General features: G+C 67.9%; 24 protein-coding genes and 1 tRNA gene. 5 read left to right on the top strand and 20 right to left on the bottom strand.

Annotated elements, in window-relative coordinates:
- Positions 1 to 254: 254 nt before the first annotated feature.
- Positions 255 to 743: a DUF2834 domain-containing protein gene (locus H7I57_RS16275; protein WP_264024655.1), complete on the top strand. Its 489-nt coding sequence runs from the start codon at positions 255 to 257 to the stop codon at positions 741 to 743.
- Between the two features lie 43 nt (positions 744 to 786).
- Positions 787 to 1,191 carry an HIT family protein gene (locus H7I57_RS16280; RefSeq protein ID WP_264024656.1) on the top strand — a complete coding sequence of 135 codons (405 nt, stop codon included), beginning with the start codon at positions 787 to 789 and terminating at the stop codon, positions 1,189 to 1,191.
- Here H7I57_RS16280 and H7I57_RS16285 read toward each other — a convergent pair.
- Positions 1,163 to 2,620 carry a sensor histidine kinase gene (locus H7I57_RS16285; RefSeq protein ID WP_308204371.1) on the bottom strand — a complete coding sequence of 486 codons (1,458 nt, stop codon included), beginning with the start codon at positions 2,618 to 2,620 and terminating at the stop codon, positions 1,163 to 1,165. The two genes, H7I57_RS16280 and H7I57_RS16285, sit on opposite strands and share 29 nt — an antisense overlap.
- A gap of 69 nt (positions 2,621 to 2,689) precedes the next feature.
- Positions 2,690 to 3,406: a response regulator transcription factor gene (locus H7I57_RS16290; protein ID WP_264024657.1), complete on the bottom strand. Its 717-nt coding sequence runs from the start codon at positions 3,404 to 3,406 to the stop codon at positions 2,690 to 2,692.
- Positions 3,407 to 3,501: 95 nt separating this feature from the next.
- Here H7I57_RS16290 and H7I57_RS16295 point away from each other — a divergent pair, with 95 nt between their 5' ends.
- Complete coding sequence (locus H7I57_RS16295; protein WP_264024658.1) at positions 3,502 to 4,236, top strand: hypothetical protein; 735 nt, start codon at positions 3,502 to 3,504, stop codon at positions 4,234 to 4,236.
- A 127-nt stretch (positions 4,237 to 4,363) separates the two neighbouring features.
- On the opposite strand, the gene H7I57_RS16300 is transcribed toward H7I57_RS16295, so the two are convergent.
- Positions 4,364 to 4,439 (bottom strand) — tRNA-Thr (locus tag H7I57_RS16300).
- Positions 4,440 to 4,636: 197 nt separating this feature from the next.
- Positions 4,637 to 5,263, bottom strand: coding sequence for an FHA domain-containing protein (locus tag H7I57_RS16305; protein ID WP_264024659.1), 627 nt, complete (start codon positions 5,261 to 5,263; stop codon positions 4,637 to 4,639).
- Positions 5,264 to 5,415: 152 nt separating this feature from the next.
- Here H7I57_RS16305 and H7I57_RS16310 point away from each other — a divergent pair, with 152 nt between their 5' ends.
- The gene (locus tag H7I57_RS16310; protein ID WP_264024661.1) at positions 5,416 to 7,377 is read left to right on the top strand and encodes a serine/threonine-protein kinase; all 1,962 of its coding nucleotides are present in this window, start codon (positions 5,416 to 5,418) and stop codon (positions 7,375 to 7,377) included.
- Here H7I57_RS16310 and H7I57_RS16315 read toward each other — a convergent pair.
- From H7I57_RS16315 to H7I57_RS16350, 8 genes are read right to left on the bottom strand one after another with little or no spacing between them, the layout of a single operon-like run.
- Complete coding sequence (locus tag H7I57_RS16315; RefSeq protein WP_264024662.1) at positions 7,329 to 8,615, bottom strand: ATP-grasp domain-containing protein; 1,287 nt, start codon at positions 8,613 to 8,615, stop codon at positions 7,329 to 7,331. The genes H7I57_RS16310 and H7I57_RS16315 overlap by 49 nt on opposite strands.
- Positions 8,612 to 9,868: an ATP-grasp domain-containing protein gene (locus tag H7I57_RS16320; protein ID WP_264024663.1), complete on the bottom strand. Its 1,257-nt coding sequence runs from the start codon at positions 9,866 to 9,868 to the stop codon at positions 8,612 to 8,614. The genes H7I57_RS16315 and H7I57_RS16320 overlap by 4 nt, the downstream gene beginning before the upstream one ends.
- Positions 9,869 to 9,884: 16 nt before the next feature.
- Positions 9,885 to 10,493: a mycothiol-dependent nitroreductase Rv2466c family protein gene (locus H7I57_RS16325; protein ID WP_264024664.1), complete on the bottom strand. Its 609-nt coding sequence runs from the start codon at positions 10,491 to 10,493 to the stop codon at positions 9,885 to 9,887.
- Between the two features lie 2 nt (positions 10,494 to 10,495).
- On the bottom strand, positions 10,496 to 11,617 hold the full coding sequence (locus tag H7I57_RS16330; protein WP_264024665.1) for a branched-chain amino acid aminotransferase: 1,122 nt from the start codon (positions 11,615 to 11,617) through the stop codon (positions 10,496 to 10,498).
- On the bottom strand, positions 11,614 to 13,008 hold the full coding sequence (locus H7I57_RS16335; protein WP_264024666.1) for a class-II fumarase/aspartase family protein: 1,395 nt from the start codon (positions 13,006 to 13,008) through the stop codon (positions 11,614 to 11,616). The genes H7I57_RS16330 and H7I57_RS16335 overlap by 4 nt, the downstream gene beginning before the upstream one ends.
- Positions 13,005 to 14,999, bottom strand: coding sequence for an FAD/NAD(P)-binding protein (locus tag H7I57_RS16340; RefSeq protein WP_264024667.1), 1,995 nt, complete (start codon positions 14,997 to 14,999; stop codon positions 13,005 to 13,007). Before H7I57_RS16340 ends, H7I57_RS16335 begins: the two co-directional genes overlap by 4 nt.
- A complete protein-coding gene (aroF, locus tag H7I57_RS16345; protein ID WP_264024668.1) occupies positions 14,989 to 16,047 on the bottom strand; it encodes a 3-deoxy-7-phosphoheptulonate synthase in 1,059 nt (352 codons plus the stop codon). The genes H7I57_RS16340 and aroF overlap by 11 nt, the downstream gene beginning before the upstream one ends.
- A gap of 16 nt (positions 16,048 to 16,063) precedes the next feature.
- Entirely contained in the window at positions 16,064 to 17,737 is a 1,674-nt protein-coding gene (locus H7I57_RS16350) for a class I adenylate-forming enzyme family protein (RefSeq protein WP_264024669.1), read from the bottom strand.
- A 229-nt stretch (positions 17,738 to 17,966) separates the two neighbouring features.
- Here H7I57_RS16350 and larC point away from each other — a divergent pair, with 229 nt between their 5' ends.
- Positions 17,967 to 19,193, top strand: a complete 1,227-nt coding sequence (gene larC, locus H7I57_RS16355) for a nickel pincer cofactor biosynthesis protein LarC (RefSeq protein WP_372510242.1) — start codon at positions 17,967 to 17,969, stop codon at positions 19,191 to 19,193.
- Here larC and H7I57_RS16360 read toward each other — a convergent pair.
- From H7I57_RS16360 to H7I57_RS16395, 8 genes are read right to left on the bottom strand one after another with little or no spacing between them, the layout of a single operon-like run.
- Positions 19,186 to 19,719: a GNAT family N-acetyltransferase gene (locus H7I57_RS16360; protein ID WP_264024672.1), complete on the bottom strand. Its 534-nt coding sequence runs from the start codon at positions 19,717 to 19,719 to the stop codon at positions 19,186 to 19,188. The genes larC and H7I57_RS16360 overlap by 8 nt on opposite strands.
- A gap of 1 nt (position 19,720) precedes the next feature.
- Positions 19,721 to 20,563: a TauD/TfdA family dioxygenase gene (locus tag H7I57_RS16365; protein ID WP_264024674.1), complete on the bottom strand. Its 843-nt coding sequence runs from the start codon at positions 20,561 to 20,563 to the stop codon at positions 19,721 to 19,723.
- 49 nt (positions 20,564 to 20,612) lie between these two features.
- Positions 20,613 to 21,296 carry a nickel pincer cofactor biosynthesis protein LarB gene (gene larB / locus H7I57_RS16370; RefSeq protein ID WP_264024675.1) on the bottom strand — a complete coding sequence of 228 codons (684 nt, stop codon included), beginning with the start codon at positions 21,294 to 21,296 and terminating at the stop codon, positions 20,613 to 20,615.
- 44 nt (positions 21,297 to 21,340) lie between these two features.
- A complete protein-coding gene (larE, locus tag H7I57_RS16375) occupies positions 21,341 to 22,177 on the bottom strand; it encodes an ATP-dependent sacrificial sulfur transferase LarE (RefSeq protein ID WP_264024676.1) in 837 nt (278 codons plus the stop codon).
- A complete protein-coding gene (locus H7I57_RS16380) occupies positions 22,174 to 22,776 on the bottom strand; it encodes an anthranilate synthase component II (protein WP_264024677.1) in 603 nt (200 codons plus the stop codon). Before H7I57_RS16380 ends, larE begins: the two co-directional genes overlap by 4 nt.
- Positions 22,773 to 24,179 (bottom strand): anthranilate synthase component I family protein, encoded by a 1,407-nt coding sequence (locus tag H7I57_RS16385; protein WP_264024679.1) that lies wholly within the window; start codon positions 24,177 to 24,179, stop codon positions 22,773 to 22,775. The genes H7I57_RS16380 and H7I57_RS16385 overlap by 4 nt, the downstream gene beginning before the upstream one ends.
- Positions 24,176 to 25,357, bottom strand: coding sequence for a DUF362 domain-containing protein (locus tag H7I57_RS16390; RefSeq protein ID WP_264024680.1), 1,182 nt, complete (start codon positions 25,355 to 25,357; stop codon positions 24,176 to 24,178). The genes H7I57_RS16385 and H7I57_RS16390 overlap by 4 nt, the downstream gene beginning before the upstream one ends.
- A complete protein-coding gene (locus H7I57_RS16395; RefSeq protein ID WP_264024681.1) occupies positions 25,350 to 26,024 on the bottom strand; it encodes a cyclase family protein in 675 nt (224 codons plus the stop codon). The genes H7I57_RS16390 and H7I57_RS16395 overlap by 8 nt, the downstream gene beginning before the upstream one ends.
- Between the last annotated feature and the right edge of the window lie 2 nt (positions 26,025 to 26,026).

A 26,026-nucleotide genomic window follows, 5' to 3' on the forward strand; every position in this document is an offset into this window, starting at 1 on the left:
CCTCATCTGCGCAATAACACGCCGAGAACGCTTGAGTCTCAACCAAAAGAACCGCTGAACAGCGAAAAGGCACCCACTAGAACACTAGGAGCGCCACACGTGTTCGAGGAGTCGCCGGACGGCGGCGCGGTCGAGTAAGGCCCTTCGCCTTGGGCCGATGCATAGGTTTCGCGGCAGTGACGCTAGCGGCCTCTCGCGGAAAGTTCTTGTCCAGTCGCAAATGTAGCCGGTTTGGTTCGCTCTAGCGTAAGGACATGACAACGTCCGACCAAGCCGACCAAGCCGACCAAGCCGACCAAGCCGACCAAGCATCATCCATCCCCACGCCCCGCAAGATGCTTTGTGTCGTATACGCCGCTATCGCTGTCGCCGCGCTCATCACGACGGGGAGTCAGAATGTGGCGTACTTCGCCGAGCCGGCCGGGTACCTGCTCGACTTCACAAACGACTTGAAGGTGACGCCGGCCTCTCGCTTGTTCACGGCGGACGTGCTGCTGCTCGGCCTCGCGGTCGCGATTCTGATGGTTGTCGAAGCCAGGAAGCACGGTGTCAAGTTCGTTTGGCTCTACATTGCGGGCGGATTCGCCATCGCGCTCAGCGTCACCTTTCCCCTGTTCCTGATCGCCCGCGAATTGCGCATGGGCTCATCAGAAGCGCCACGTCTTCGTACGACAGACACGATCCTGCTCGCGGTTGTCGCCGCGTTGGTCGTGGGCCTGACCATCTGGGTATGCGTGGGCTGAGCCGCCATTCAGACCCACCACCCTTCTGAGTAGCGTGGGCGGCATGGCGACCGTCTTCACGAAAATCATCAACGGGGAGATCCCCGGCAGATTCGTCTACCAGGACGACGACATCGTGGCGTTCTTGACGATCGAGCCGATGACGCAGGGCCACACGCTGGTCGTGCCACGGGCCGAGATCGACCAGTGGCAGAACCTGGAGCCCGCCGTGTTCGGCCGAGTCATGGAGGTCTCACAGCTCATCGGCAAAGCGGTCTGCAAGGCCTTCGACGCCGACCGCGCCGGAGTGATCATCGCCGGCCTCGAGGTGCCCCACCTCCACGTGCACGTCTTCCCGGCACGCGACCTGGCTGACTTCGGCTTCGCCAACGTCGACCGCAACCCGTCACCGGAGTCGCTCGACGAGGCCCAGACGAAGATCAAGGCTGCGCTGGCGGAGCTGCGCTGACCGGCATCGCTGCGTCGGCGTAGCGCGGCAGGGTGACCCGGAAGCGACTTCCGTACCCGGGTGCGGTGGTCACGCTGACCTTGCCACCGTGGGCGTGCACCAGCGAGTCGACGATCGACAGGCCCAAACCGGTGCCGCCGCTGGCACGCGTCCGCGACGAGTCAGCCCGGTAGAAGCGCTCGAAGATGCGTTGCGCGTCGTCTGGCCGCATGCCCGGACCCTCGTCGCACACCTCGAGAACAGTGGCGTCGGCCTCGGTTCCCACCCGCACGATGACCCCGGCGGTCTCCGGGGTGTGCTGCAGGGCATTGGCCACCAGGTTGCTCAGCACCTGACGAAGCCTGGCCTCGTCGCCCAGAACCTCAGGGGTGCCGGGCCCGTCGAAAACCTCCATGCGGATGCTGCGCTGCGGCGCGATCGACTGAGCGTCGTGCACCGCGTCGGCGGCCAGGGCCAGCAGATCCACCCGATGCTGCTCCAGCGGTCGATGCGCGTCGAGCCGGGCCAGCAGCAGCAGGTCCTCGACGAGCAAACCCATTCTGCGCGACTCACTTTCGATGCGGTTCATCAGCATCTCGACATCACGGGCGGCACCTTGGCGGTACAGCTCGGCGAAGCCACGAATCGTCGTCAGCGGAGTCCGTAGCTCGTGGCTGGCGTCGGTGATGAAGCGGCGCATCCGGTCCTCGGAGGTGCGGGCCTGCTCTGCCGACAGTTCCGACGACGCCATCGCACGCTGGATCTGCGCCAGCATTCCGTTGAGCGCCGACGACAGTCGTCCGACCTCGGTTCTCGGGTCCCGTTGCGGTACGCGGCGGTCAAGCTGTCCCGCCGCGATCGCGGCCGCCGTCTGCTCGACCTCCGCCAGCGGCCTCAGGCTGCGGTGCACGACGGCATAACCGGCAACCCCGAGCACCAACAGGACCGCGGCGCCGATCCCGGCCTGCGCATATACCAGCGACCGCATCGTCGACTTCACGTCAGACAGGTCGATGGCCACCGTGGTGAGCTCACCGTGCAACCCGCGCACCGTCATCGCGCGCCATTGGACGTCGGAGTGGTCGACCGACCCGACGGTGACCGGCACGGGTCCGACGTTGTTGTCGGCGGGCAACGCAGGCTCGGCGACGCGGTCGTTGACCGCCATCCAGATGTGTCCGTCCGGGTCGATGCCGCGGACATAGAAATCCGAGGGGGGACGCGCCGGGTTGGGGTCTTCGATCGGGGTGACGGGCAGTCGCCGGGGAACCTGCGCCCAGCCCCTGGAAGCATCGAGCAAGGTGTCGTCGACACGGTTCATCAGGCTGTGCTGCAGGATCGTCGTCACCGCGATGCCCGATGCCAGCAGCCCGCAGGCCACGAGCACCAACGTGGCCGCCACCAGCCCCACCCGGAGCGGGACACCACCGCGTCTGATCAGACCCGTCACACCCCTATTGTCGACTCTTCGCGCGAGGGCTACTCATCGCAACTGTCGGCTCTTCGCGCAAGCGCTCACTCATCGCGGCTCCCGCAGGACGTAACCGACCCCACGCAAGGTGTGCAGCAGCCGCTTGTCACCGGTGTCGATCTTGCGGCGCAGGTAGGAGACGTACGACTCGACGACGTTCACGTCACCGCCGAAGTCGTAGCGCCACACGTGATCGAGGATCTTCGGCTTGGACAGCACCGTGCCTGCGTTGATGATGAAGTACCGCAGCAGCGTGAACTCGGTCGGGGACAGCGGAACGGGCTCGCCCGCCTTCCACACCTCGTGGGTGTCCTCGTCGAGTTCGATGTCGGCGAACGTCAACCGTGAGGTGCGGGGCTCCTCGGGGCCACGACCGCTCCGGCGCAGTATCACCCGCAGCCGGGCAACCACCTCTTCGAGGCTGAACGGTTTGGTCACGTAGTCGTCGCCGCCCAACGTCAGACCCGCGATCTTGTCCTGCAGGCTGTCGCGTGCGGTCAGGAACAGAGCCGGGGCGTCGATGCCGTCGGCGCGCAGCCTCCGCAGCAGCCCGAAGCCGTCCATGCCGGGCATCATGACGTCGAGGATGATCGCGTCAGGTCGCACTTCACGCGCCTTGTCGAGGGCAGCGGCGCCGTTGGACGCGGTGTGCACCTCGAAACCCTGGAATTTCAAGCTCACGGACAGAAGTTCGACGATGTTGGCCTCATCGTCGACCACCAGGACCCGCGCCTCGGGAACGCTTTCCGGAATCGGCATCGCCATGTTCCTCAATGTCCACCCATTCGCTGGGAAAAACGCTGCGCACTAGCTGTGCGCTTCCTGTGAGTTCGATGTTGCCCTGTCCATAGACTGGGCGGATGAACTTCGGGAAAGCCCTGGCGGATCTCGCCTTCGCACCCGTGCGCGTCGGCTTGGCCGTCGCCGACGCGGGCATCGGTGTGGCCAGAGGCACCATCGACGTCGCCTACCGCTCGCTGGGCGAATCCCCGGAAGGCGGCAAGCCGGGAACGCCCACCTTCGCGCAGTTGCTCGGGATCGACGACGCCGTGGAGCGGGCCAACCGGCTGGCCCGGCTGATGGACGAGGACCAGCCGCTGGGACGCGCCCTGGCGCCGGACGGCGCGCTGGACAGGCTGCTGAAACCCGGCGGTGTGGTGGACCGGCTCACCGCGTCCGGCGGTGCGCTGGATCGACTCACCCAGGACGACGGCGGCCTCATGCGCGCGATCGAACCCGGCGGGCTGGTCGACCAGCTGCTGGCCGAGGACGGCCTGGTCGATCGGTTGTTGGCCGAGGACGGCGTGGCAGACCGGCTGTTCGCCGAGGGCGGCGTCGTCGACACGCTCACGGCTCGCAACGGTCCGCTCGAGCAGCTGGCGACCGTCGCGGACACGTTGAACCGTCTCGCACCGGGGCTCGAGGCGCTGGAGCCGACGATCGAGGCGCTGCGGGAGGCGGTGATCGTGCTCAGTCAGGTGGTCAACCCGCTCAGCAACATCGCCGACCGGATTCCGTTTCCCGGACGTCGCACGTGGAGCCGTGCGACCAATCGCCCGGTGACGCCGCCACGGGCTTTCGACGTCGACGAGTGAATGACCGTGGTACGACGTGCGGCCACAAGACTCCGGTCTCGAGCCAGGCTTCCAGGAAGCGGTGACGGTGCGACTGCCGGCATGCGTTCGTGCAGAAGGCGACCCCCGCTTTCAGGACCGACGAGTTTGGAGCCGCGTGAGAGACTCGAACTCTCGACATCCGCTTTACAAGAGCGACGCTCTACCAACTGAGCTAACGCGGCCGGGCGGCTCCATGAGCCATCAACGATCCTACTGCTTGGGTGATCGTCGCAGCAGTAAGGGTTACAGGATTCTCCACGCGGCGACGAACCCAGTGGCCGATGCCACGGAAAGATGTTTCGGCGTCGAGGTCCGGATTTCGAATCCGTTTGCAGTGCAGACCATTACGACGCCTTTGGCGCGTGCTTGCGGAGTGCGGTCATCCTTCCTGATTGCCGCTGTCGCGCAGCATGGCGAGGGTGACAGCCCCACGCCGGATGGCCTCGTTGGCCAGACGGACCCGGCGCTCTCCCTCCGCGGGGATGGCGAACTTGTCATACAAGTTCTGTAAGTGCTGTTTGACGGCTGCCTCGGTGACGAATAGGTCCTGGGCCATCTGACGGACCGACGCAGGCGCTGGAAATGGGTCGTCGGAAACCAGCGGGCGGCACAGGACCACCAAGACCTCGAGTTCGCGCCGGGTCAACTGCGGCGGGGGCTCGGTTGGGGCGGCAGCAAACGTTTCCTCACCGGCAGCTGTTTGGTCGCCTTCCTTCGCTTCCCAGAAGATCAACCGTGAATTGCCGACTCGCAACTCGTCCCCGGAACGCAGGACCCGCTCGGCGGAGATCTTTTCCCCATTGAGATAGGTGCCATTACGACTCCCCACATCCCGTACCGACCAGGCGAACCCGAGGTTGTCGAGCACGGCATGCAAGCGTGAGACGGTCGAATCGTGCTCGAGCGACACGCTATTGGTTGACGCCTTGCCGACCGTCACTCGTGGTCCGCTCAGTGTGATCAGTTCCCGTCCGGACGGCTTCCGGATTTCCAGATGGGAAGGCATACAAATAGCCTATTGCGTTGGGGGGTCTTCGCACCTGTGAGTCAGCGTGTGAACCTCGATTTCCGATGGTCGTCGACGAAGGATTGCACTTCAGAACTCCAGGCTGGTGGTGCCGCAGCCGTTACGATCGAGGTGACCTGAACGAGGTTTTCATGTCAGATCCGACTGCCGACTACCCCGCCGAGCTCACTCAGACTCAAGCGGCGGCCGAAACTGTCGACGACACCGCGAACAGCGCCGGAACACTCGAATCAGCGTTTTCCATCACGAACCCATGCGACCGCCTCACCCAGATCGAGGTCGGCCAGCGGCACGACGACTTCGATCTGCTCGTCGAACTCGGCAGCGGCGTATTCGCGCGGGTCTTTCTGGCCCGGCAACGGTCGCTGCAACGACTAGTGGCAGTCAAGATCTCCGAGAATCGCGGCAACGAACCACAAACCCTCGCCCAGCTTGATCACGATTACATCGTCCGCGTCTTCGACCAGCGGATTCTCCGCGATCGAGACTGGCGGCTGCTGTACATGCAGTATCTGCCCGGCGGAACGCTGCTCGACCTCGTTCAAGCCATTCGCCGCGCGGGGCGGCCACCCGACTCCGGTCGGGCGTTGCTCGACGCGGTGGACAACGCTCTGGAGTCGCGCGGCGAGATCCGGCCCACCGAATCGTCGACCCGCGCTGAGCTCGAGAGCCTTTCCTGGCCCGAGACCGTCGCGTGGCTGGGGAAGCGGCTTGCCGAGGCGTTGCACTATGCGACGTCGCGGGGTGTCCTGCACCGCGACATCAAGCCGGCGAACGTACTGCTCGCACCCGACGGCACCCCCAAACTCGCGGACTTCAACATCAGCTTCGCCCGCAATGTTTCCGGCGCAAGCCCATTCGCCTATTTCGGCGGGTCCCTGTCGTATATGTCTCCCGAGCAGCTCATGGCCTGTCGGCCCGGGCACATGCAAGATGCGGCGAACCTCGACACCCGCAGCGATGTCTACTCGCTCGCGGTCATGCTGTGGGAACTGCTGACCGGTCTGAAGCCGTTCGATGATTCTGCGGCAGAAGCTGCTCGGGCGCGCTCGGGCGGGTCGGTCGCCGACGCCACCGCGCTCGAACTGATGCTGGTCACCCGCCGGCAAGGGGTTTCGGCTGCGGCACTCGACGCGCTACCCGCGGACTGTCCTGCCGCGCTGCGAAGAGTTCTGCTGAAGGCGCTGAGCGCCGAGCGTGATCAGCGCTGGGCCTCGGGCGCGGAACTCGCCGAGCAACTGCAGTTGTGTCTTGATCCGCACGCTCGTGACCTCGTGGATCCGCCTTCACAAAGTTGGCGGCTGAGGCTGCGGCCGTTCTTTCTGCCGATTGCGCTCCTGGCCGGCATGATTCCCAATCTGCTGGCCGCCGCATACAACATCCAGCACAATCAGCTGCTAATCGTCAGCAGGCTTTCCGAGCCGGCTCAGGAACGGTTCATGCTGGTGACCATTCTGCTGAACCTGAGTGTCTGGCCGCTGGCCGTTGCGGTGCTGATCTACTGGTGTCGTCACGTCATCCTGGTTCCGCGGCGCGTGCGACGTGGGCTGGCACCGCCCGCAGAAGCCTTGGCCCGAGCGCGTCACGACTGTCTCGTCGTCAGTGACCGGGTGGTGTTCGTGGTGTTCAGCTGTTGGGTGGTAGCCGGGCTCACATTCGCGCTGACGTTGCAGTTCGTCGCGGGTGGAATCCCTGGTAGATCTGCGATCCACTTCGTCGGGTCCCTGGCGGTGTGCGGCGCAATTGCGCTCGCGTATCCGTTCTTTCTATTGACGTTCTACATCGTGCGCAGCGTCTATCCGGAACTGGTCGCACACGGACAGACGAATCCGGGAGAGGCCGAACAGCTGCGGGCACTCAGTCGTCGACTGTCGCGTTACCTGGCGATCGCGGCCTCAGTGCCGTTGATCGGCATTGTGGCCGTGAGCTTCCTGACCGCTTCCGAGATCGCCGAAGTCATCGTGCCGATCAGGGTGCTGTGCCTCGGTGGAATCGCCGGGTTCGCCCTCGCGTACTGGCTGTCACGACAGACCGAATCCGACATTCAGGCCCTCGAGCGGGTGATCCGCAGTCGAGCGCCACACGATCCCTGACGTCCGACCCTCCAACCGCTGACCGCCACCTCTACCTCGATCAGGTCGCGCACCCGGTCCGCGCGAGCCATGGCCTGAGCGGCATCGTCGGAGCCCCTGAGAATCACGAAGCCGTGCCTGGTCTTGGAGCTCACCGTCTCCGGAAGAACGTCACCGACCGAGAACGGGAAGTTGAGGGTGTGGACGAAATCCAGCGCGCGTGCCTCGTCGACGCCCGACACCGAGCGCAGAACCCCGCTGGCGAAGCTCAGGTATGCGATGTGCCCGACGGAGTCCGCCTGTCCCGCCCCTGGCGCCCGTCCTGCGAGGGCGCCGAACATCGCCTGCTTGATGTCGAAACCCTGTGCAATCTGGATGATGTCCGGGATCTTGTCCCCGCCGAGCCGGGCCTGCGACTCGACGATCCGCGGCCCGTCCGCGGTCAGGATGATCTCGGTGTGCGCCGGGCCGCACTGGTACCCGACGGCGTCGAGCAGTTCCACCGCCAGGGCGGCCACCCCGCTGGTCTCCGCCGTGGCCGGCGCGCCGAACAGGTGCCCCCGCTCCACGAAGTGTGGCAGCGGGCCGAGCAGCTTGCGGGTCACGCCGATCACGTGGTGCTCTCCGCGCACCGTCAGCGTCTCCACGCTGAACTCCGGGCCGCGCAGGTACTCCTCGACGAGCACCGGCCCGTCGTACTCGTAGGCCTCCAGCGTCTCGCCCCAGGCAGGCAGGTCGGCCGGGTCGGTGAGCAGGTAGATCCCCCGGCTGGCGGACAACGTGGTCGGCTTGACGACCACGGGCAGCGTGAAGTCCGCGAGAAGACCCGCTACGTCCGTCCAGTGCTCCGCGATGGCGAACCGGACCGAGGAGATGCCCTTGTCGCGCAGCAGCGTGCGCATGGCGAGCTTGTCGTTGAGCAGGGCGACCGACAACGGTGAGTTGACGGCCTTTCCCAGTTCGTCGGCCACCTCGTACGCGAGCATCATCGACTCCTCGCTACCGACATGCCAGACGTGGTCGGCGTCGGTGTCTTCCACCGCCGCGCGGATCGCGTCGGCATAGGCGGCGTGATCGGTGAAATCCACGACCCGGAAGCCGTCGGCGAGCGCCTCGACGTCCCGCAGATACTGGTCTGCCTGCGCGCCGAACAGCCGCTCGGCCTCGGCCGGATCCCAGATCGCGTGGATCCGGAACCCTTCGGCTTGGGCCTTCCGTATGTATGCCTGGTACGGCATCACCATCACCAAGTTCGTCACGTCGCTTCTCCTATTACTCGCACCTCGATTTGCTGGGCCGCGGCCTCAGCGATCCGACCGGCCAGGTATGGATCGTCGGCGCTGGCCAGGACGTGGCCGACGCGGTCCTCGTTCACCCGCAACGGGTTGACGCGCGCACCGGCCTCGACGGACACCACGGCCTCGCAGACCCCGGGTACGGCGGCGGCGATGTCGAGTCCGGTCACGCCGTCCACGACGCCGGCAGGTGCGGTGAGGTACCGGATCGCGGCACCCCCTACCGGGCCCGCCTCGATGGCGCCGACGGACTCGCCGAGGTACTGACGGATCAGCAGCTCCATGGTGGACAGCCCGAGGCTGCGGTCCATCAGCTCGGTGATCTGGTCGCCGGCAGGCCGTGGATTGATCTCGATCAGCTTGGGTCCGGTGCCGGTGTACTTGAGCTCGACGTGCGCGATGCCGAGGTCGAAGCCGACCGCAACGGTCGCCGCCACGGCGGCCTGTTCCAGCTCATCCCGGATGACAGTCGGCAGCGCGGTCGGGAAGCTGTGTCCGAGCTCGATGAACCTGTTGCCGCCCCCGACCAGCTTGTCGGTCACCCCGAGCACCCGAACGAATCCGGCCTCGGCCACAATCTCCACGCTGACCTCGAAGCCGACCAGGCATTCCTCGACGAGCACCTCGGGGTGCCGCGGTTGGCCGCGGCGGTTCGTCGGTTCGGACCGCACCGCCGTGAAACCCTCGATCACCTCGGGCACGGTTGTGCACCGGACGACGTGGGCCCCGCTCGTCTCGTCGGCCGGCTTCACCACGACCGGCAGCCCGATCTCCTCGGCGGCCTGCGCCGCCTGCTCGGCCGTGGTCACGGCGCGGAAAGCCGGGATCGGTACGCCGCGTTCGGCCCAGCGCCGCCGCTGGTCGGCCTTGTTGCGGGCAATACGGATGGCGTCCGGATCCGGACCGGGCAGGCCGAGCTGGCGGGCCACCTCGGCGGTCTGCACCACCTCGTACTCGGCGACCGAGAGCAACGCGTCCAGCGGTTGCGTCGCGTCGGCCTCCTTCACCGCGGCCAGCAGCGGCGCCAGCTCATGGGTCGGGCAGTGAACGACTTCGTCCACACAGGTGCGCAGCACCTCCGTGCCGCCGGGCGTCGCGTGGTAGCGATCCAGCCCGCAGGTGAAGAAGGTGACGTGCAGGCCCAGCTTCCGCGCCGCCCGTAATACGTCGAACCCGGATCCGGAGCGGTTCGACTCCACAACCCCGATACGTTTCATGTCCACATCCGTTCTGTCAGTCGAAGTTCAGGTCGCCCGAACGAGCCCGCTTCAGCTCGAAGAAGTTCGGGTTGGCGGCCAGCGTCCTGGCGCTGTCGAAGATGCGGGCCGCCTCTTCGCCGCGCGGGACGGCGGTCAGCACCGGCCCGAAGAACCCGATGCCGTCGATGTGGACGGCCGGTGTGCCGAGATCCGCGCCGACCGGTTCCAGCGCCGCGGCGTGGCTCTTGCGCAGTGCCTCGTCGTGGTCGCTCCCGTTCGCCGCTTCCGCGAGCTCGGCCGGCAGGCCCACCTCGGCGAGGGCCTGACCGATCACCTCCGGGTAGTTCTTGTTACGTCCGTTGTGGATTCGGGTGCCGAGTGCGGTGTAGAGGTCACGCAGCACCTCCTCCCCGTGGTGCTGGGCGGCGGCGATGCAGACCCGTGCGGGGCCCCACGCCCGGTCGCAGAAGTCCCGGTACCACTCGGAGATCTCGCGATCCTCGTTGAGCACGGACACGCTCATCACCTGGAACCGCAGATCGATGTTGCGTCTGTGCTCCACTTCGAGGATCCACCGGGAGGCGATCCAGGCGAAGGGGCAGGCCGGGTCGAAGTAGAAGTCGACTTTGGGAATCGCGGACATGATCATTCCTCCTCGAGATCGGTGTCGACGAGCCGCATCCAGCCGAATGCGTCGGGCACCAGGCCGTATTGGATGTCGAGCAATGCCTCCAGCAGCCGCGACGTGACCGGACCCGCGGAGCCGTCCCCTACCGGCCAGTCCCGGTGCGCTGAAACCACGTGCCCGACAGGGACAATGGCGCGGGCGGTGCCACACGCGAACGCCTCGGTGATTCGTCCGTCTCGGCAACCCTGTTCCCATTCGTCGAGCGTGAGTGGCTCCTCGGCGACCCGGTAACCGAGCGATCCCGCCAACCGCAGGATCGAGTCCCGGGTGACTCCCGCAAGCAGGGTTCCACTCAACGGAGGTGTGCGGAGGCGAGGTCCTTGGGGACCCGACTCCACGAAGAACAGGTTGGAACCGCCCGCCTCCTCGATGTACCGGCGTTCCCGCGCGTCCAGCCACACGACCTGGTGGCAGTCGTTGGCGGTGGCGTGTCGCTGAGCGATGAAGGCGCCACCGTAGTTGCCGCCACACTTGGCCTCACCGGTCCCGCCGGGCGCCGCACGGATGTGCTCGGTGTCCGCCCACAATCGAATGGGCTTCGGCGTCGCCGAGGAAGCGGGCCGTGCCGGGCTGCCGATCACTGCGAACAGGTACTCCTCGGCGGGCCGGTTACCCAGGTGCGTTTCCGAGGCAACCATGAATGGCCGCAGATACAAGCTGTGTCCCCGGACGTGCGGCACCCAGGCGCCATCGGCCCGCAGCAGCGCCTCCAGCGCCGCGACGAAGTCCTGCTCGGGAAGCGTGGGCATGGCCATCCGGCGCGCCGAACTGTTGAACCGGCGGGCATGGTCTTTCGCCCGGAACAGGGCCCGTCGACCGTTCGGGCGCCAGAACGCCTTCAAACCCTCGAAAATCGTTTGGCCGTAGTGCAATGCCATGGTGGCCGGGTGCAGCGAGAACGCGGCGAGCGGTCCGACGGTGGCGTCGTGCCAGCCCTGCTCGGCCGACCACCGCACGGTCACCATGTGATCGGAGTAGGTGTCGCCGAACCCGGGTGTGGCGAGCAGCTCCGCCCGCCGTTCGGCGGGGATCGACTGCGTACGTGCCCGGATGAACTCCAGCGCAGGGACATCATTCATGCGAACTCCTTGTCGAACTTTTCGAGGCGCTCGAGTGCCCGGTCGACCAGCGGACCGGACATGCCGGTGTAGCCGGCCGGGTCGAGCAGCCCGTCCAGGTCGGGAACGGCCACCCCGGCCTCTTGCAACGCGGCGGTGAGCAGGTCGACGAGATCGGTACCGTCTCGCTCGGCCGCCGAAGTCATCTCGGCCAGTAGGCGTTTGGCGTCTGCCTTGCCGAGCAACGGTGCCAGCACCACGTTGACGCGCTCGGAGACGATGGCGCCGCGGGTCAGTCGCAGGTTCGCCGCCATCGCCTCGGGTGAGACCCGAAGCGTTGCTGCGAGGCGAGCGGCATTGGCGGCGGCACCGGCGCCGATGCGCAGGCACTCCCGCAGCGGTTGCCACTCGGCATGCCACCCGCCCGAGGACCGTTCGTCTTCCACGGCCATGGAACCGAACAACACAAGGGCGATCGGGGGCAGCTGTCGGGCCGCGGTCGCGACGAGGGTCGAGAACACGGGGTTGTGCTTCTGCGGCATGGCCGACGACGCCCCCCGCCCCGGCGCGTGCTCCTCGGTGACCTCCCCGATCTCGGTTCGGGTGAGCACGAGGACGTCGGCGGCCATCTTTCCGAGCGCGCCGGTGGTGATCATCAGGCTCGCGGCGACGTCGGCCAGGGGGGTGCGAACCCCATGCCAGGGCAGGGTCGGCTCGGCCAGCCCGAGGCGCTGGGCGACCAACGCCGGCAGGCGCAGCGTCACACCATCCGGATCGGGCGTGTCCAGCGCGTACTGGTGGTAGGCCCCAAGCGTTCCGGCCGCGCCGCCGATGGAGACCGGTAGCACCGCGCGGGTGCGGCGCACCCGCTCCTCGGCGTCGAGCACCAGGTGCAGCCACGTGGCCGCCTTCAGCCCGAAGGTGATCGGCACGGCGTGCTGGGTCAGGGTGCGCCCGGCCATCGGTGTGTTCCGGTGCCGAGAGGCGTGTCCGGCCAGGCTGTCGGCGCACTCCAGCAGGTCGTCTCCGATGCGGTCCAGCGTCGTCGCGCACAGCAGCGTCAGCGCTGTGTCCAAGATGTCCTGGCTGGTGCTGCCGCGGTGCACGTACTCGGCGGCGGATGCGTCGACGGTCCGGACCGCGGCGGTGAACTGCTCGACGAACGCCACGACGGGGTTGGCCGTCTCGCGCACACCCGCGGCCACCGCCGCGAGATCGATGTGTGCAGTCGCGGCGGCGGCACCGATGGCCGCCGCCGCGCCCGCGGGAATCACGCCCAATTCGGCCTGCGCCTCGGCCAGTGCGACTTCCGTGGCGAGCATCGCGGTCAGCACCGCGTGGTCGTCGACGAGATCGGCTGCTCCCGTCGCCGCCCACGCCGGCGCGAGAATTCCGTAGTCCGGAGTGCTCATGCCGTCCTCCCGGTCAAGTCGGTGCGCAGCAGCGGGTACTGCCGGCGCTCCGCCGCGGTGCGCAGGGAGGTCCTGGCGATGGCGTCCGCGTCGCCGAGGATCACCGAGTTGACGCCGGGACGGATGCCCGCCGCGGTCACCCAGTGCACCGACTCGGTAGGGACGCCGAAGGCGAAACGTCGCGGGTGTGCGCGATCCGCGGCGTCGAGCAGCCGGTACGGACGTCGAGTGACCGCGACACCGCCGGCGACCCAGTGACCACCGCCGCGGATGGGGATGCGGTACGGCCGGCACTCGCCGCGGTCCAGCAGCGTCCGCAACAGCGGGTCGGTCGTCCGGTGCAGGTCGGTTTCCGGCAGGCGGGCCTCGATCAGCGTCGCGGCCCACACGGTGAGGTCAGGGCAGGCTCGGGAGTACGCGACGAAGCGTCCGCCCGAGCAGTCGACGCGCAGGTCCGGGCCGAGCACCTCGAGTACGCCCGCATCCATCAGGGCGGCGAACTGCTCGATGCGTTCCGCCGGCGGCCCGATCGACAGGAAGGCGTTCAACGGCATGTACCAGCGCTGCAGTTCGTCCCGGTAGGAGTCGCCGGACAGACCACCATGGTCCACGAGCAACCGGATCTCGTTGCGCAGGTCGCGAAGCACATCCAGGGCGGCCTTGCGGGGACCGGTCACGTTCCCCTTGTCGGCCTCCCCGACTTCGAGGTCCAGATAAGACCGCAGCCAACTGCGGAACATCTCTGTCGAGCTGAGGACGTCGTCGGTGAACGGCGTCGCGATCTTCCGCCAGTCCCAGCCCTGGTCGGCATCGATATCGAACTTGGTGAGCACGTTGCGTTGGGCATCGCTCTCCTCGATGGCCAGCGGGTCACCGGAGAGCGGTACCGTCGCGGGCTCCGCCGTGGCGAACAAGGCGGTGAATTCCTCTGCGTCGCAGGTGCATCGACGTTCCCGCACAAGGGTCGCGTAGTAGACGGTGCGGACTTCCTGATCGATCATCGGCCAGATGTCCCGACGGAAGTCCGCGGGTGACCCGGCGGCGGCGCAGACCCGCAGTCGCTCGATCACCTCGGCGGTCACATACCGCGCCTCGTGCCTGCCGAACGGCCCCTTCTGATTCCTGCCGCGGGCCTGATACGGCACCCCGCGCCGAGATCCCGCGACCAGGCGGGGTTCCCGGCCCGACGGGAGGTACCTCAGAGTGTCGTCGGCCTCGCGCACGAACGTGCCGCCACGGCCGATGGTGAACAGCGCCATGTAGTCGAAGAAGTTGAGGCCCAGACCGCGCAGGATCACCGGTTCGCCCGCGGGGACGGCGTCCAGCGGAACGTCGGCCGGGTTGCTCGGTGCGATATACCGCAGGCCGTGCAGGTCCGCGTACTGGCTCATGCCCGCCTCGGACTCGCCGAGATGATGCGGCATGTGACCGAGCGCGAGCACCACGGCCTGCAGGTCGCCGATGGTCTCCCCGGTGGCCAGGACCACCTCCTGCAAGCCCTCCGGGGTGTCACGAACGTCGACCGCGGTCGACTGGTGCGACGTGAAGCTGACAGCCGGGGGCGCTGTCCAGATGATGCGGTCCCGCGCCCACTGCAGATAGCTTCCGTAGAACGCCCGCGACGGATAATCATCCGGCCCGAGCATGGCGGCCTCGGCGCGAACGGCCTCAGGAACGGTCGGGCTGCCGACCAACGCGATCGAGCGGGCCCACTCGTAGAGGCTCGGTCCGCTCACCACCGGCCCGGCACAGTCGACGGAGTCGTCGACGAATATGGTCACCTGGCAGGCGACGGTGTTCATCAACAGCACCCGATCCTGCGTGCTTCGCCATACCTGGCCACCGTCGAACACATGCGGGTCGATGAGGTGGATGGTGAGTTCCTGCCCGTCCTGCAGAAGCGAATCGGCATTGGCGCAGAGGCGTTCCGCGACCGACAAGCCGCGTGGGCCGAGCCCGACGATCGCCATCTGCAGCTTCTCAGCGAACACCGGGACCCCGATCTGTGGGTCCGCCACTCATGTGGCGGCCGAGGCCGGTGGCGAGCGGAGCGAGCCGGGCCATCACGTCGGCGAACTGTTGCGGCCGGAGCGCCTGGTTGCCGTCACACAACGCCTGCTCCGGCTGGACGTGGACGTCGATCAGTAGCGCGTCGGCGCCGGCCGCGACCGCTGCCAGCGACAGCGGTTCCACCAGTTCTGGCCGGCCACCGGAATGACTGGGGTCCACCATCACCGGCAGGTGGGTGCGCTGCTTCCACAGCGCGACCGCGGTGAGGTCCAGCGTGAAGCGCGCGGACGTCTCGAATGTGCGGATACCTCTCTCGCACAACACCACCTGGTCGTTGCCCTCGAGTAGCAGGTATTCCGCCGCGGCGATGGTCTCGTCGACGGTGCAGCCGAAGCCGCGCTTGAGCACGACCGGAAGGCCGCTTTGGCCCACCGCGGTCAGCAGTGCGAAGTTCTGCATGTTCCTGGCACCGATCTGCAAACCGTCGACCACCGCGGCCAGCCGCTTGACGTGCTCCGGGTCGATCACCTCGGTGAGAACAGGGAGGCCGGTTCGCTCCCTGGCCTCGGCCAGCAGGTCGAGGCCGTCCCACTGGAGGCCCTGGAAGGAATGCGGCGAGGTCCGCGGTTTGAAAACGCCACCGCGCAGGCCCACGGCGCCGTGGTCGGTGACGACGGCCGCGGTGGCCAACGTCTGCTCCGGCGACTCGACCGCACACGGTCCGGCGATCACCGCGACGGAACCGTCACCGATCGTGGTCGGCCCCAAGGAGACCTCGGTCCCGCCAGGGCGAAGTTCCTTGCGCCCCAACCAGACATCACTGTTCCTCGACACTTGGCGGGTGGGCGCGGGAAGCTCCGGACCCGCCTTGTCGATGAGGTCCACGTCGGCTACCGAAAGGACGAGAGTGCCGCCCAGCCGGTACATCTCGGTTGGTGTGCCTGCGGTTTCGAGGTGCCGGAGCCATCCCTCGATGCCTGCGCGGGTCACGGTCTCGTCGAATACGAGCAGAGTGTCTGTCTTGGCCATGGTGTTTCCGATCGAGTTAGGCGAGCGAAGCGCTCGTGGCGAGGGTCTTGCTTCCGCGGTCGCCGAGGTAGGCGACGAGGTCCGCGTACTTGTCGCGCAGGTAGCGCTTGAGCGACTTGCCTGTGACGCCGAGCGGGAAGTCACTGTCGGCGCTTGCGACCTCGACCATGGCCAGTTCCGGCTTCCCGGTGGCGCGCAACGCCTCGTTGGCCGCGGACAGCACCTTCGCCGGGTCGATGTCCTCCCCGGTCACCACGGCGACGGGAACCTTCTCGTTTCGGTAGCCTCCGGCGACGACCGTGCAGTCCTTGACGCCGACGACCTCGTTGAGGACCAGTTCCTCCATCTGCACCGAGTAGCCGGGTCCGTCGGCGGTGTGCACCACGTCGACGGCGCGATCGACCTGGTAGAAGTAGCCGTCCTCGTCGCGGTAGGCGATGTCGCCGGTCAGCCAGTAACCGGCGAGGATGCTCCGGTAGTAGGTGTCCTGGTTGCCCCAGTACCCCACCGTCATCGACGGTGGTTTCGCGCCGAGGAACCCGTGCTCGTACGGCGCGGCGAGGGTGCCGTTCTCCCGCAGGATGGCGACATCTGCGAAGCCGACCGAGCGGCCGACGCAGCGGTCGTTGCGCTGGGTCGCCAGGGTGCGGGGCTGCATCAGGACGCCCCATCCCAACTCGGTCGTGCCGAGGCGATCGAGGAACGCAGCCGGCGGGAGGTCCGCGGAGCGGCGCGCGAGCACGTTCTTCAGGTGCCGCTCGTGCACCGCATCCCCCATGGAGACCCAGATGTTCACCGAGTCGAGGGCGCCGGCGGGAGTCTCCACCGCGGCCAGCTCGGGGTAGGCGTGGCCGAAGGCCATCACCATCGTCGGCCTGTGCTCGGGGATGGCTGCCGCCAGCTCTTCACCGGTGACATCGCGCCAGGCCAGCAGCGGCTGCCCGGTCAACACCGCGTAGGAGGTGAAAGAGATGGTGCCCTGGTGTGACTGCGGGAGCGCGGTCATGATCCGCGCGTCGGGTTGCTCCTTGTAGTCGACCGCACGGAACTTGGGTCCTTCCAGGATCGTGCGGTGGGTGTGGATGACCGGCTTGGGCAGGCCCGTCGTGCCCGACGAGTGCATCATGCCGACCGGGTCGTCGGGGCTGTGCCGGAACCGTGCCTCGTCGCTCAGCGTCGCCGATGCCGGGCTCGGCATCTCCTCGATGGTCGTGATCCACCGCAACGCGAGCTTGTCCAGGTCGGGCCCGATCCGGTCCACCCGCTCCTGGTCGGTGTACAGGCCGATCGCGCCGGTCCGCTCGCACAATGCGACCGCACTCTCGCGCGGAGACTTCCAGTTGATGAGCACGGCGATGGCGCCGATCTGGGCGATGGCCGAGTAGTGCACGAAATAGGCGATGGAGTCGGGCAGAAAGACCGCGACGCGGTCCTTCGGCCGTACTCCTTGCTCCAGGTACCACACCGACCAGCTCTGGATCAGGTGGTCGAGGTCGCGGAGACTGAACTCGGTCCGCGTCTGGCCGTCGGTGTACGGCACGGGAGTCAGAGACGTGATGAACGGTTCATCCGGATGCGGATTGATGGCGAGCATCGAGGGAAGCAGGTTGCCGCCACCGATGCTGTTGTCCGCAGCCACCTTGGCCCGCAGTTCCGGGGTCAGGACCGTCTTGTGCGTGTGCGTGGTCATGACTGAAATGGTCGTGATCAAGCCGCGCGCGCGTAATCGCCGGAAAGCCAGATTCCGTGTGTCGTTGGGGAAGGGTTTCCTGTCCGCGGGGTAAGCGCCGGGCGCCTTCGCCGGCTTTGGGCGCCTCAGGACGTGTGCTGATTAAACTGCGGCACAACCGAATTGGTGACTGTCATGACTGAGGCCGGGGAGACGGCATAGCGTGGCGGTCATGAGGCACAGTGCCGGCTTGCACCTGTGGGTGGATGCCACCGCGGGCATCGCTGGCGACATGCTGCTGGGCGCGTTGATCGACGCCGGCGCTGCGCTCGACACGGTCGAATCCGCAGTGTCGGCCGTGGTGCCCGGCGAGGTCGCACTGCGGACGAGCACCGTGCACCGGGCAGGCCTGCGCGCGTTGAAGATCGACGTCGAGAGTCGCACCGAAGATCATCCACACCGCTCGTGGGCACGCATCCGTACGATGCTCGAAGCCGCTGAACTGCCCGGCGCGGTGCGCACCACCGCGCTCGCGGTGTTCGCACGGCTTGCCGACGCGGAGGGCCGGGTGCACGGAGTCGCAACGGATGACGTGCATTTCCACGAGGTGGGCTCGTGGGACTCGATCGCCGACATAGTGGGCGCCTGCGCGGCGCTGGCCGGGCTTGGTGTCACCCGGGTGACGGCCAGCCCGGTGGCGGTGGGCTCTGGGCGGATCGGCTCAGCCCACGGCGATCTGCCGGTACCACCACCCGCGGTGCTCGAGCTCGCCCGAGGCTGGCGGATCCTCGCGGGCGGCGAGGGGGAGCTCGCCACGCCCACCGGCATGGCACTGATCCGGGCACTGGCAGACGAGTGCGGGTCGATTGGGCCGATGGAGATCACGGCGCTGGGGGTGGGCGCGGGCGGGCGTGACGTCCCGGGGCGGGCCAACGTGGTCCGCGTGGTCCTCGGCGTTCCCGTCGTCGATGCGCCGACAGCGGACAGCATGTGGGTACTGGAGACGAACGTCGACGACCTGGATCCGCGGGTATGGCCGACGGTGCTGGCCGCGCTGCTGGAGGCGGGAGCTGCCGACGCCTGGCTGGTACCGATCTTGATGAAGAAGGGCCGGCCGGCGCACACGCTGTGCGTGCTCGCCCGGGATGCCGAGCGAGCAGCTCTGCGCGACACACTGTTCAGGCTGACGTCGACGATCGGCGTACGTGAGGCACCGGTGTCCCGCGTGGCCCTGGACCGAGGCTGGCAGACCGTCGAATTGCGCGGCGGCGAGGTGCGGATCAAGGTGGCAGTGCGGGCCGGGCGCATCGTGCACGCAACCCCGGAATTCGACGATGCCGCAGCCTTGGCCACGGCCCGCGACCTACCGGTGCGGCAGGTGCTCGACGAGAGCATCGCGGCCGCCGAGGCCGCGATGCTCCGTCCCGGCCTGCCATGGTCGGGCGAGCCTCGTGAGGGGGACGACGCGGCTACCTGAGCGGCGAGGTGGTCGGTGCCGGACGCGCGTCCATCCAGTACATGAACAGGTGCGGCCCGATGCCTGGAATCTCGAACTCGTGACCCAGGGTCTTGAATCCGTGCTTGCGGTAGAAGCCCGCCGCGGCGCTGCCCGCCTTGCACCAGACCGCCCCGGCGCCGCCGAGCACGGCGTCGGCGAGCGCGGTGCGCAGCAGGGCGCTCCCCGCACCGGTGCCGCGGATTTCCTCGAGGGTGGCCATGCCGCGCAAATGCCAGCCCCGGCCGGGTTCGAGGCCTGGCACCGTGTATTCGGCGGGCGGATCCTCGTGATACACCGAAACCACCCCCACTGGACGGCCCCTGTCGAGCACGGCGAAATGTCGGGTGCCCGGCCGATCGTCTCCGGCATAGCGGCTGCTCTCCAATGGCCGTTCGGGGCGCAACACCTGATGGCGGACGGGCCACACCTCGTAGGCGAGCACTGGTCGCACGCGCCAGCCCGCCGCCCGCCGGTCGGGCACCGCGATCACGCCGTCCTGTTCCACTTCACGACCGCCGCCAATCGGTGCTCCGCAACTCGGTCAGGCGACGGGTGCGATCATGGTTGCCCGGCAGCGCGTGCAACATTCGCTGGTTGTCCCAGATCAGCAGCGAGCCGTCCGGGATGACCACACGCGTGCTCAGCTCGCGGAACACGTCGTTGATCCGATGTGCGAGCCTACGGCCGGCCTCGCCGAGCGGTTGGCCGTCGGCTGCGGTCAGCAGGTCGTAGCTGAAGCGGGTGACGCTGTTGCCGTCGGCGTCGGTGCTCAGCATCGTGGTATGAACGCCGCCGTCGGGTCCCGGGAAGTGCATCTCGACATCGGTCATCAGGGCCAACTCGTCTGCACCGAGCGCCCCGACCAATTTCCGCATGTCGAGCAGGTCGGTGTGGCCTGCGCCGCGGCGACGCCGACGGTGGCAGAACAGCGCCACGTAGGCGGGGCTGAGATTCCGGCCGGGCGCTTCAGTATGGGCCCAGATGGTATCCGTGACTTGCGAATTCGACTGGTCGTTGATCAGTTCGCCCACTGAGCCGACGAGTTCTTCTGCCGCGGTGAGATTTTCAACATCGTCGATAACGACATAGCCCCACTGATCCAGCCGTCGTCGTGCCGTGAGGCTCAGGGCGTTGGGCGAAGCATTCAGAGGGCCGGGCGCGCGGGTCGGGCGAAACCGGTCGAACCGGACGATCGCGTCATCGACCTGATCCTGCGAGCCCGAGCAGGCCAGCACCTCGGCAAGCCCGTGTACGTACCAGATGGCTTGCTGTTGTTCGTTGGGCCCGGTCATGAACAAATCGTCACGGTCAGACGGCGGTTTCAGAATCGCCGCGAGGCGCGATTCCACCCCTGCCGCGGGAAGGGTTTCCTGTCCGCCGGGTAAGCACCCGTGCGCCTCAGGTCGACGGTGCGGCTATCTGGGCGGCGAGGTGCCCTGCGCCGTAACCGTTGTCGATGTTCACCACTGCCACCCCGGGCGCGCAGCTGTTGAGCATCGTCAACAGCGGCGCCAAGCCCTCGAACCCCGCGCCGTAACCGGTCGACGTCGGCACCGCCACCACCGGCGCCGCGACCAGTCCGGCGACCACCCCGGGCAGTGCCCCGTCCATGCCCGCCACCACGACGATCACCTTGGCCGCGCGCAGCGCGTCGAGCCGACGCAGCAATCGATGAAGGCCGGCCACACCGACGTCCATGATCAGATCCACGGGGCGGCCGAGGTGCTGTGCGGTGAGCAGCGCCTCCCGAGCGACGGGGTGGTCGGCCGTGCCCGCGGCCACGACGAGGACCCGGCCACCCACCGGGTCCGGCGGGTCGGGTGGCCACGCCAACAGCCTGCTGGCTCCGTCATGGAAGGCGTCGGGCAGCTCGCCGAGGATCGCTGCGGCGTGCTCCGGGCTCGCCCGGGTGAACAACGTGCGGGCTCCGTGGGCGCGCAGCGCGACGGCGATCAGCCGGACCTGTTCGGGCGTCTTGCCCTGGCAGTACACCGCCTCCGGATAGCCCCGCCGGGCCGCTCGGTCGAGATCGAGGTCGGCGAAGGCGGTCAGCGCCTCGTCGGGTTCCCAGGGCTCCGTCATGGTCCGCCTCCAGGTGTGCGCGGCACCGCTGTCTGGTGACGATCTCACGAAGAGACCGCGTTGTCACCGATGGCGGGCGTGAGCGCCGGAGAACGGTATGTCACGATCCGCCCGGCTCCGGTCAGTCCGAGGCCGTTCAACTCGGTGAGGACCTCGGCGGCGAGCCCGGGCGACGTCTCCAGGGCGGCGTGCGCCGACCGGTCCAGCTCAACGGCGAATCCATTGCCGAGCAACCGAACCCGCAGATCATGCGGTTGCACACCGGCTCCGGCCAACCGCGCTCGCACCGCGATCTCGGCGCGCTCCACCAAGCCCAGCCGGCCTATGGAGACCGCTAGGCCCACGGCGATACGCGAGGCCAGGCACGGTGTCGCCGGCTTGTCGGCGACGGGCAACGACCACGCGGCCGCCAGCGTCCGGATCTCCCGCTTGCCGAACCCGGCGTCGGCAAGCGGTTCGATCACCTGCAGCTCACGTGCGGCACGCAGACCGGGACGGTGCAGGGCCCGACGATCGTCGGCGTGCGTACCGGTGGCCACGTGCGTGAGGCCCCGCTGAGCCGCGAGCTCGCCGACGGCGCTCAGCACAGTGTGCTTGCAGAAATAGCAGCGGTCGCCGGCATTCGCGCGGTAGCCGGGAACCTCGAGCTCGGCGACTCGGACTTCGACCAACTCCGCACCGAGATAGGCGGCGACCTGGCGCGCCTCGACGAGTTCGGTGCGGGCGAGGCTGGGTGAGTCGGCGATCACCGCGATCACCCGATCGGCCGGCAGCGCCCGCAACGCCGCGGCCAGCACGAGGGTGGAGTCGACTCCGCCGGAAAACGCAACGGCCACAGTGCCGAGTGATCGAAGGGAGGCCAGCAGCCGGTCGGCGGTCATGCGGCCCCCACCGCCTCCGCGGAAAGGCGGTTGCGCATGCCGCGCACCGCATTGCCGACGATGTCGACGCCCTGTTCGGTGAACAGCGACTCCGGGTGGAACTGCACGCCCTCGATCGGCAGCGTTCGGTGCCGGACGCCCATGATCTCGCCGTCTCGCGACCGGGCGGTCGCCACCAATTCAGCAGGCAGCGTGTCGGCCTCGATCACCAGCGAGTGGTAGCGGGCAACCGTCATCGGGTTCGGCAACCCGGCAAACACGCCGCTTCCGTCGTGGCTGATCTGCGAGCACTTCCCGTGCATCGGTGCGGTGGCGTGCCGGATCCGAGCGCCGAAGGCCGCACCGATCGCCTGGTGGCCGAGACACACTCCGAAAATGGGGAAGCTGGAGCCCAGCCGCCGGATCAGCTCGATGGAGACACCCGCGTCTGCCGGATCGCCGGGGCCCGGCGAGATCAGGATCAGGTCGGGAGCGAGGCCGGCGACCTGTTCGACGGTCACCTCGTCGTTGCGGTACACGACACACTCGTCGCCGAGGGCTCCCACGTACTGCACGAGGTTGTAGACGAACGAGTCGTAGTTGTCGATGACGCAGATCATGTCGCGCCCCCTTTCATGGTCACGCCGAGAGCCCGGGCGCCCGAGCCGAGTTTCGCCAGGCATTCGGCGTACTCGGCCGACGCGTCGGAGTCGTGCACGATGCCGCCTCCCGCCTGCAGGCGAACGTCCCCGTCGCACAGCACCATGCTGCGAATCGTCAGGAACAGGTCCACGTGGGACAGCCCGAATGAGCCGACCGCTCCGGAGTACAGCCAGCGCCGGCTCGGCTCCAGGTCGTCGATGATCTCCATCGCGCGCACCTTGGGCGTGCCGGTCATGGTGCCCGCCGGAAAGGTCGCCCGGATGAGCTCGTCGGTCCGCCGGTCGCCGCGGATTTCGCCGTGCACGTCCGAGGTCAGATGCATCACGTGGGAGTAGCGCTCCACGTCCATCAGTCGCTCGACGGAGACGCTCCCCGGCCTGCACACCCGGCCCAGATCATTGCGGGCGAGGTCGACGAGCATCCGGTGCTCGGCCAGTTCCTTGACCGACGCGCGCAGGTCGGCTTCGGCGCGCAGGTCGGTGACGCTGTCGTGGCCGCGCGATCGGGTGCCGGCGAGCGGACGGATGAGCGCCCGGCCGTCGTTCAGCGTCAGGCACGGTTCCGGTGAGGCGCCGACCACCTCGAATCGCGGCCCGCCGTACCAGAAGTGGAAGGGGGACGGATTGATCGCGGTCAGTCGCTCGAAGACCGCCAGACCGTCCACGGTGGCCGGCGCGGTCCAGGCGATGGACAGTACGAGCTGGAACACGTCGCCGTCGAGGATGTGGCTCTTCGCGCGGTCGACCGCGGCGGCGTACTCCTCGTAACTGAAGCCGAACCTGCCTGCGCCGACGGCGACGACACCGTGGGGGTACCGCCCGCTTGCGGGGGACGGTGCGACGGCAAACCTGTTCAGCTTCCTTGCGACACGCTCGGCCGCGGCGCGTGCGGCGGCCGCCGACGAACCCCTGCCGATCACCTGTCCGTACCCGTCGGTGAACTGGACCAGCGCCTCGGGCAAGAAGAACTCGTACACCGGCCGATCGGTCGCCGGGTGACGGCTGGGCAACCGCTCGAAGTCGCGCGCCGCGTCGTAGCCCAGCAGGCCGTACCAGGCCGCCTCGGGCTCCGGGGTGTCCGCCGGAATATCCAGCCCGGCAAGGAAATCCACGGCGTCGGCCAGCGGCGCGTGCCCCGCGCCGCCTGGATGGGACAGCACGGCGAGCTCGCCGACGGCCAGCGTCGCGCGGCGACCATCGGATCCGGCGGTGAGCATGACCCGCCCGTCGGTACGCAGCGCCGCAGCGGCGGATACCGGGTTCATCGGCGTCGCCAGCGGCACGACGTGGCGGTACAGCCGCGATCCCGCGGGCAGCGCCGACCCGGGCGAGGTGACCGTGCTGATCGTCATGATCGTCATGCCGACACGTGTTCCAGCGCTGGCGGCACCCGGAACTGGGTCCGCTCGTGGTCGCCGACCGGTTCGCCCATCGCGTAGCGGAACGCGGCGAGCTGGATGGCGCGCGGCGGGCATCCCTCGATGAAGATGCCGAGATCGCGGCTCTCGTAGAGGCAGTTGCCGACCAGTATCACCGCACCGCGCAGCGGCGGCATCTGCACCTGCGGACCGGAGATGATCGTCATCTCGCCGTCCCAGGCGCGCAGCTCCTCGGCGAGTGCGCGCATGGCCCCGGCCACAAACCGGCTGCATGCCGGGCAGGCGTGCTCGGCGTGGACGTGGATACCCGCGCGCGGCGGAACGATCTCGATAGGCGCCTTGACCATGTCGAAGGCGAGCTCCGATATCGGCGTGCCGAGCAGGTCGATGTCCTCGAGCGCGAGCGGACCCATACCGCGTTGGTGTGCGTCGCGCAGATAGGCGACGCTGTTCGGGTCGAAGCCGGCGAGCACCCCGACCGCGACGTCGAGGGCGACCGCGTTCCGGCCGGCGGCGAGGAAGCCGACCGAGCGCGCGCGCCCGTCCATCGGGTAGTTGCCTTCGATCACCGTCGTTCCGTCACAGATGACCAGATCCTGTGGGCGCATCAGGTTGAGGTCCACGGTGGACTCGTCGACCCCGGCCATGTGCACGATTCGGGTCGTGTAGCCGGGGAGCAGCCCGACCAGGTTCTTCATCGCGTTGGAGTAGACGACGCTGGCGTGCGTACGCAGCTGCGGCACCCCGATGAAGTAGTCGCAGTCTTCGATCAACTCGGGCACCGCGATCGGCACCCGCAGGGATGTCGCGCCCGCAATGTTGGTGATGCGCAACGGAAGATCGTCGAGGCTGACCACGCGGGCGTACCGGGCGGCCTCGTGGTCGTTGAGGATCTCGTAGATGGCGTGCGTGCGCTCGGCGATCACCGGCCGGGCCCCGTGCTCGGCGACCGCGCGGGCGATGGCCGCCAGCAGCGCGGGACTCACATGGAATCCGGGAGTGGTCTGGAACAGATTCGGCTTGATCAACACCTCGGCGCCGGGAGGCAGGCCGGCCAGTGGCTCGTCGATCAGCTCGAGAAGCCTGCGCAACACACCGGGCACCGCGGCGTCGTCGGCAACGGGCGCGAGTGCCACCGAGGGCCGGGCCGGCTCAGCCATCGGTGTCCTCCATCGCGATGACCCTCGTGGGAGCCGCCTCGGCGCCGGCCGCCTTCATGGGAAGCGCGAACAGCTGCACGACCGGCCTGGTGAGCTCATGCATGTTGGTGACGTACTCCAGAAGCGGGATGCCCGCCGCCAGCAGCGCATGGTGCACGGGAGACTCGGCGTCGCCGGGCCGTTCGGTGAGGCAGTCCAGCCCGAACAGGCTGGCGCCGTTGTCGATTGCCCATTCCGCGGCCGACGGGGTCAGGTACGGCGGGCGGTCCCAGTAGTCGGGCCTGCCCCAGTTGTTTCGCAGGTAGTCGGTGCGGACCAGCAGCCGGTCGCCCTCTTTCCACACGGGACGCAGGACCCGCTCCAGGTCCTCGCCGGTGACCGGCTCGAGCTCGCCCTTGTCGGACAGGTCGGCGACGCAGGCGCGTCCGATCAGGGTGTGCAGCGGTACCTCGTCGATCCCCTCGGCACCGGGGAAGAAGTGCAGGCGGTACTCCATGTGCGTCCCGTTGTGCGGAAACACGTGCAGGTAGGAGAACGTGCGCTTGGTGCCGTAGGGATCGGTCTCCGGGGTCATCGTGCGCTCGCTGACGAACTGCGGAAACCAGGCGGCGGGGTAGGACGGCATTCCGTCGTAGAAGCCGTGGGTCAGGTCGACGAATCGGGTCATTG

This window comes from Mycolicibacterium pyrenivorans, from assembly GCF_025821625.1.
GTDB lineage: Bacteria > Actinomycetota > Actinomycetes > Mycobacteriales > Mycobacteriaceae > Mycobacterium > Mycobacterium pyrenivorans.